Source organism: Oceanisphaera sp., assembly GCF_052084945.1.
Classification (GTDB): Bacteria; Pseudomonadota; Gammaproteobacteria; order Enterobacterales; family Aeromonadaceae; genus Oceanimonas.
Genome location: NZ_JBQDEX010000104.1, coordinates 3548 through 9989, shown reverse-complemented (window position 1 = coordinate 9989; position 6442 = coordinate 3548). Strand labels below are relative to the sequence as shown.

General features: G+C 49.3%; 6 protein-coding genes. 1 reads left to right on the top strand and 5 read right to left on the bottom strand.

All coding sequences use genetic code 11. From position 1 onward, the window contains the following. Positions 1-566: 566 nt before the first annotated feature. Genes kdsA through hemA form a run of 5 tightly spaced genes read right to left on the bottom strand, consistent with a single transcriptional unit; the run spans position 567 to position 5444 of the window. Positions 567-1415: a 3-deoxy-8-phosphooctulonate synthase gene (gene kdsA / locus ACTHY5_RS09650; RefSeq protein ID WP_441879104.1), complete on the bottom strand. Its 849-nt coding sequence runs from the start codon at positions 1413-1415 to the stop codon at positions 567-569. A 12-nt stretch (positions 1416-1427) separates the two neighbouring features. Next, complete coding sequence (locus tag ACTHY5_RS09645) at positions 1428-2240, bottom strand: SirB1 family protein (protein ID WP_441879102.1); 813 nt, start codon at positions 2238-2240, stop codon at positions 1428-1430. Then, positions 2234-3076 (bottom strand): peptide chain release factor N(5)-glutamine methyltransferase, encoded by an 843-nt coding sequence (gene prmC / locus ACTHY5_RS09640; RefSeq protein ID WP_441879100.1) that lies wholly within the window; start codon positions 3074-3076, stop codon positions 2234-2236. Before prmC ends, ACTHY5_RS09645 begins: the two co-directional genes overlap by 7 nt. Next, on the bottom strand, positions 3076-4161 hold the full coding sequence (prfA, locus tag ACTHY5_RS09635; protein ID WP_441879098.1) for a peptide chain release factor 1: 1086 nt from the start codon (positions 4159-4161) through the stop codon (positions 3076-3078). The genes prmC and prfA overlap by 1 nt, the downstream gene beginning before the upstream one ends. Positions 4162-4184: 23 nt before the next feature. Beyond that, positions 4185-5444 (bottom strand): glutamyl-tRNA reductase, encoded by a 1260-nt coding sequence (gene hemA, locus ACTHY5_RS09630; protein WP_441879096.1) that lies wholly within the window; start codon positions 5442-5444, stop codon positions 4185-4187. A 121-nt stretch (positions 5445-5565) separates the two neighbouring features. Between hemA and lolB the strand changes: the two genes are divergently transcribed. Beyond that, positions 5566-6141 carry a lipoprotein insertase outer membrane protein LolB gene (gene lolB, locus ACTHY5_RS09625; RefSeq protein WP_441879093.1) on the top strand — a complete coding sequence of 192 codons (576 nt, stop codon included), beginning with the start codon at positions 5566-5568 and terminating at the stop codon, positions 6139-6141. Positions 6142-6442 lie beyond the last annotated feature (301 nt).

The window sequence follows — 6442 nt, the reverse complement described above, 5'->3', positions numbered from 1 at the left end:
CCTCCTTACACCTTACTGATTTATGTTAGCCCGTCCGCCTTACAATTATTAGACGTGCCGCTGCGCGCCACCAGCCGGCTGAAGCGGCTTCTACCAGTAAAACGGTGAAGTGGACTGGCTGAGATAAACCTGTTAGGAGTGAGGGGGACGACACTTAAAGCCAACCTAGTGCGCTCGTAGAGGCCGCTTCAGCTGGCCGATTTTGCGTAGCAAAATTAAAATCTGATTTTAATGACTGCAAAGCGGACTGGCAGAGATAAACCTGTTGGGGGTGAGGGGACGTAATAAAAACCTTATACTATACCCTCGCCTGTAGAATGGATTGCCGCGTCGCTGCGCTCCCAGTTTTAAAGCTTGGTGCTAGGCGCTGGGCGCTTGGCGCTGCTTTTAGTCATTGCGAGCGCAGCGCGGCAATCTAGATCTTTTCTTCCAGCTTCTAGCTTCCCGCTTCAAGCTATCTTTTAGGTTTTATCTCGTCCCCTTCACCCCTCACTCCTCACAATCTTTATCCGTGTATTCCGTGGCGAAAAAGGGTTAAAGCCTAGCTGGAAGCGTATGGCTGTCTGTTAGTTAGCTGTATCGAGTGGTGCGAAGCTTTTTACTAACTCGTCTAAGGCTTTAAGTTGCGCTAAAAAGGGTTCTAGTTTGGCCAGTGGTAAGGCGCTGGGGCCGTCGCATTTTGCAGTGGCCGGATTGGGGTGGGCCTCTAAAAATAGTCCCGCTAAACCGGTGGCAAGGCCGGCTCTTGCCAGGTCTACTATTTGTTCGCGGCGCCCGCCTGAGGCTTCGCCTGAAGGATCACGGCATTGCAGGGCGTGGGTTACATCAAAAATAATAGGTGCGCCTTGGGTGATTTTTTTCATCACGCCTAAGCCCAGCATATCCACCACTAAATTGTCGTAACCAAAGTTAGCCCCACGCTCGCACAGCATCAGTTTGTCGTTACCGCATTCGATAAATTTATCAACGATGTTTTTCATTTGCTCTGGGCTTAAAAACTGCGGTTTTTTAATGTTGATCACGCGATCGGTTTTAGCCATGGCCGCCACTAAGTCGGTTTGGCGTGCTAAAAAGGCCGGCAGCTGAATAACATCGGCCACGTCTGCCACAACGCTGGCTTGGTGCGGTTCGTGCAAGTCTGTAATAATGGGCACCTTAAAGGTGTCTTTTACTTCTTGCAGCAGCTTCATGCCCTCGTCAAGGCCTGGGCCGCGATAAGAGTGAATGGAAGAGCGGTTGGCTTTATCCCAGCTGGCTTTAAAAACATAAGGAATACCCAGTTTTTCAGTGACCTTAACGTAGTGCTCGCAGGCTTGCAGGGCAAGGTCGCGAGACTCCAGTACGTTGATGCCCCCAAACAATACAAATGGTTTGTCGTTAGCAACGGGAATCTGATTAATCTGCACAGTTTTCATCAGCATATTTCCTTAATGAAAGGTTTGGGGAATTAAGTCTAGCGCCAGCATTTGCGCTTTAAGCACATCAGATACTGGATCGTCTGGGCATTGTTCAATAAAGTATTCAAAGTCTTCGGCGGCTAATTGATGACAATCGAGCTGTTGATATAAGAAGCCTCTATCTCGGCGCTCAAAGGGGCAGTCGGGCTTAAGTGTTAATAGCAGCTCGCAACACATCAGGGCTTGTTCTAGCTGCTGGTGATGAATAAAAGCCCCTTTAGACACATTTAATAAACGGGTAAGTATCTCGACTGGCTCAGCAACACTTAAATGTACCGGTTTAAGAGTGGCAAGGTTACCTCTGGCACCGCGTAGCATGAGCTTCATTTTGTCGCGTGTTAACGCTTTGCCGGTAAAAGGGTCGATGATTTCGCTGTGCTCATCTTGGCCAATGCGCACTAAAAAGTGCCCCGGAAAACCAATGCCCTCGGCATGGATATTAAAGCGTTCACACAAATATAAAATAACAATGGCAAGCGTCACCGGAATACCGCGACGACGGCTTAACACCTGATGTATAACGCAGTTATCAACCGAGAAAAAACGCTCCCAGTCGCCAGCAAAACCTAAGGGGCCAAACAAGGCAGCTAACAGATCGCGGCCGGTAAGCTCTTTTTGTTCGCCAATATGACGAGCCAACTCTTGTTCGATGGCAAACAGCTCAACTTCTGCTTTATCGCGCGCCGTTAGACCATATAAGCTTTCTACTACATCTAGCGCCAGCGTCATTACACCGGCAGGCTCGTTATTTAACCAAGTGTCACTAATGTTAGTTTTTAGCATGCTGTCTCTTTAGACCACTGGGCCAGGGTTATGCGTTCTTGGTCGCCATAATCACGCAAGGTATTAATGTTTTGATACCCTTTGGCGGTAAAATAATCACGGACCAAAGCGCCCTGCTGCCAGCCGTGCTCTAACACTAAATAGCCGTTGCTAAGCAAATAATGAGGGGCTTGATCGATAATGTGTTGTAAATCGGCCATGCCGTTTTGCTTGGCAATTAGCGCTGAATCGGGCTCAAAGCGCACGTCTCCTAAACCTAAGTGCAGATCGGTGGCGTCAATATAAGGGGGATTCGACACTATCATGGTAAAATGCATGCCCGCTAACGGCGCAAACCAACTGCCGTGACGCACCTCTATGGCAAGCCCTAAGCGCTCACTGTTAAAGCGCGCTAAATCGACCGCCTTGGCATTAAATTCAACGCCAATAAGGGTGTCTTGTGGGCGCTCACTTTTTAGCGCCAGTGCAATGGCGCCGGTACCTGTGCCTAAATCGGCTACGGTGGCAGGCGCTTGTGGCAAACGGGCAAGGGCCGCTTCTATTAGCAGCTCGGTATCGGGACGGGGAATTAAGGTGTCGGGTGATACCGCTAAAGGGAGCGACCAAAATTCCCGCTCCCCTGTTAAGTGCGCCACCGGCTCACCCCTTTGGCGGCGAGCCGTTAATGCAGTCAGCGTGACTTGTTCGGCGTCACTTAACGCATAATCTGGCCAAGCAATTAAAAAGCTCATGGGCTTTGCTAGCACATGGCACAGCAACACATCTGTGTCTAAGCGTGCAGATTCAGAATTAACCAGCTGCTCACGCATCCAGTGTCGCCAGTGTGCAAGTGTCATTAGTGCTCTGCCAAAGACGCGAGTAAATCGGCTTGATGCTCTTGCAAAATCGGCTCTGATAGCATTTCTAACTCGCCTTCTAATACATCATTTAAACGATATAAAGTAAGGTTAATACGGTGATCAGACACTCGTCCTTGTGGGTAGTTATAGGTACGAATACGATCCGATCTGTCGCCTGTACTTAATAAGTTACGGCGGGTATCTTGCTCTTGTGCGTGGCGCTTATCTTCTTCAATTTGCGCTAATCGCGAGTTTAATACCGTCATGGCTTGAGCCCGGTTTTTATGTTGTGAGCGCCCATCTTGGCACTCTACCACCACACCGGTAGGCAAGTGGGTAATACGAATAGCGGAGTCTGTTTTGTTGACGTGCTGCCCACCGGCGCCCGAGGCCCTAAAGGTGTCGACTCTTAAGTCGGCGGGGTTAATGACAATGGCTTCCGCTTCGGGTATTTCAGGCATCACCGCAACCGAACAGGCCGAGGTATGTACTCGCCCCTGAGATTCGGTTTCGGGTACGCGCTGCACTCGGTGACCGCCCGATTCAAATTTGAGCTTGCCGTATACACCGGTGCCGGTAATGTGGGCAATTAATTCTTTATAACCGCCGTGTTCACCCTCGTGCACGCTAATAATTTCTATTTGCCAGCGTTGTTGCTCGGCATAACGGCTGTACATGCGAAATAAGTCACCGGCAAAAATAGCGGCTTCATCACCGCCCGCCCCGGCTCTTATTTCTAAGAAGCAGTTATTGTCGTCGTTCGGATCTTTGGGCAGTAACAGCACTTGCAACTCTGTACCCAAGCTTTCAATATCGGCTTGGGCGGTAGCAATTTCTTCTTCAGCCATGGCCTGCATGTCTGCATCATCTTCGTCTAACATTTCTTGTGCGCCGGCTAAGTCTGCTTCGGCTTGCCGGTAGCGTGCATAACAGGCAACAACGTCTTCTAATTGCGCGTATTCTTTGGTGAGGGTTCGGTATTGGTCTTGATCGTTGATCACAGACGCTTCACTCAGTAGCGCTTCTATTTCTTCGTGACGCTCCTGCAGCCCTTCCAGTTTCTTTAATATGGATTTATTCATGGTGTCTCGCCGGTGTGGCTCAATCAGTGTTGACCCAGTTTAAGGTGGTTGGCTAATACGGTAAGCATATCTTGATCACCGCTTTGCCCTGCTTGGTTCAACGCTTGAGTAGGAGTATGGATCAGTTTATTGGTAAGGCGACGAGCTAGACGCTGCACCACTTGTGCGCTGTCTTTGCCCTGTGCCAATGCCTGTAGCGCAAGCGTTAATTCTTGTTGCTGCAACAATTGTGCTTGGCTGCGATAGTCTAAAATTAGCTTCACCGATTCAAGCGAACGAAACCAGGCCATAAAATGATCGCGCTCTTCTTCTATGATGATTTCCGCTTGTTTTGCTGCCTGTTGGCGCCCAGCCATGTTTTGCTCAATAATGCCTTGTAAGTCATCAACGGTATAAAGGTAGGCATCATTAAGCTCGTCCACTTCGGCTTCTATATCACGGGGTACAGCAATATCAACCAACAAAATAGGCTGCTGGCGGCGCACTTTTAATGCTCGCTCCACAAGACCTTTGCCAATAATGGGCAAGGGGCTGGCGGTGGAGCTGATCACAATATCGGCTTTAGGCAAATAATCGGGAATTTGCTCAAGGGTGATCACCTGAGCATTAAATTCTTGAGCGAGATTTTGCGCGCGCTCAAGGGTGCGGTTGGCCACCGTCATCTGTGTAACCGATTGCTCTTTTAAATGACGAGCCACTAATTCTATGGTTTCACCCGCCCCAACCAGTAATACCTGAGTACGGCCTAAGTCAGAAAAAATGCGCTTAGCTAAACTCACCGCCGCAAAGGCGACCGACACGGCACTACCACCAATTTCAGTTTCGGTGCGTACGCGTTTGGCCACAGAAAAGGTTTTTTGAAATAAACGGTCTAGTACACCGCTAAGGCTGCCTACTTTTTGTGACTGAGTATAGGCCAGCTTCATTTGCCCCAATATTTGTGGTTCGCCCAGCACTAATGAGTCTAGCCCGCAGGCAACCCGCATTAAATGACGCACCGCCTCTTCACCATGATATTGGTAGAGACAGACATTAAGGTCGCTTTCATCAAGTTGATGAAAGCCTTGCAGCCACTGTCTTACCTGATAGCTATCAACACCTGGCTTTAAATTACAATAAAGCTCGGTGCGGTTGCAGGTAGACAAGATCACCGCTTCGCCCACGCTTTGGGTATGCATTAGCTCCTGCAAAGCCCTAGGGGCGATGTCAGGTCCAAATGCCACCCGTTCGCGTAGGGCGACGGAAGCTGTCTTATGATTTATTCCAAGTACCAGCAGGCTCATGAGGGTTTTGCGCGGCTCGTTGCATCTTTCAAATAGCCTTACATTGTACGAGAAAGAGTAAGGCTTTAAAAGGCACCAAGCTTACCCTTATACTGGCGGTACATTTTAAGAGGGGTGACACGTGCGCATAACACTGATGATATTCGCTTTATTATGGCTCTCGGGCTGTGCTTATAAAGCAGAGCAAGCCCCAGCAGGAAGCTGGCGGGCGCAAAAAAGCACACTTCAACAATTACAAAATTGGCAGCTGTCTGCCAAGCTCGGTATTATTACGCCTGATGAGCGCGGTAGTTTAAGCTTATTTTGGCGACAAAATAGTGATGATTACCGTATGAACCTTACTAATGTAGTGGGAAAACGGGTATTTGACTTAAGCCGTCGCGGCCAGCAAGTGCAGTTAATTGACAGCAATGGACAGCGTCATCAAGCCGACAATGCCCGCGAATTAGTATGGCGATTAACTGGCTGGGATTTACCGGTTGAGCAATTATCGTATTGGATAAAGGGCCTACCTGGTGAGGGCGATCAAGTAAGTTATGACCAACACGGCCGCCCACAAACCATTAATGCCCACGGCTGGCAGCTCAGCTATTTAGGTTATACCCAAATTGACGGTTTATGGTTACCCAGCCGACTGGATTTAATTCATAACGATACCAAGTTACGTTTAGCGATCAGCCAGTGGGAACGGGAGTAAAGCGGGAAGCTGGAAGCTGGAAGAAAAGATCTAGATTGCCGCGCTTCGCTCGCAATGACTAAAAGCAGCGCCGAGCGCCCAGCGCCTAGCACCAAGCTTTAAAACTGGGTCATTGCGAGGAGCGCAGCGACGCGGCAATCCATTAACAGACAGCCATACGCTTTACGTTATACGCCTTACGTAACCATACAAACGGTATTTTTAACGTAGGGCGTACCGCGTTAAACGTACCGCTTTCTTTTAGCCGTCATTGCGAGGAGCGCAGCGACGCGGCAATCCATTAACAGACAGCCATACGCTT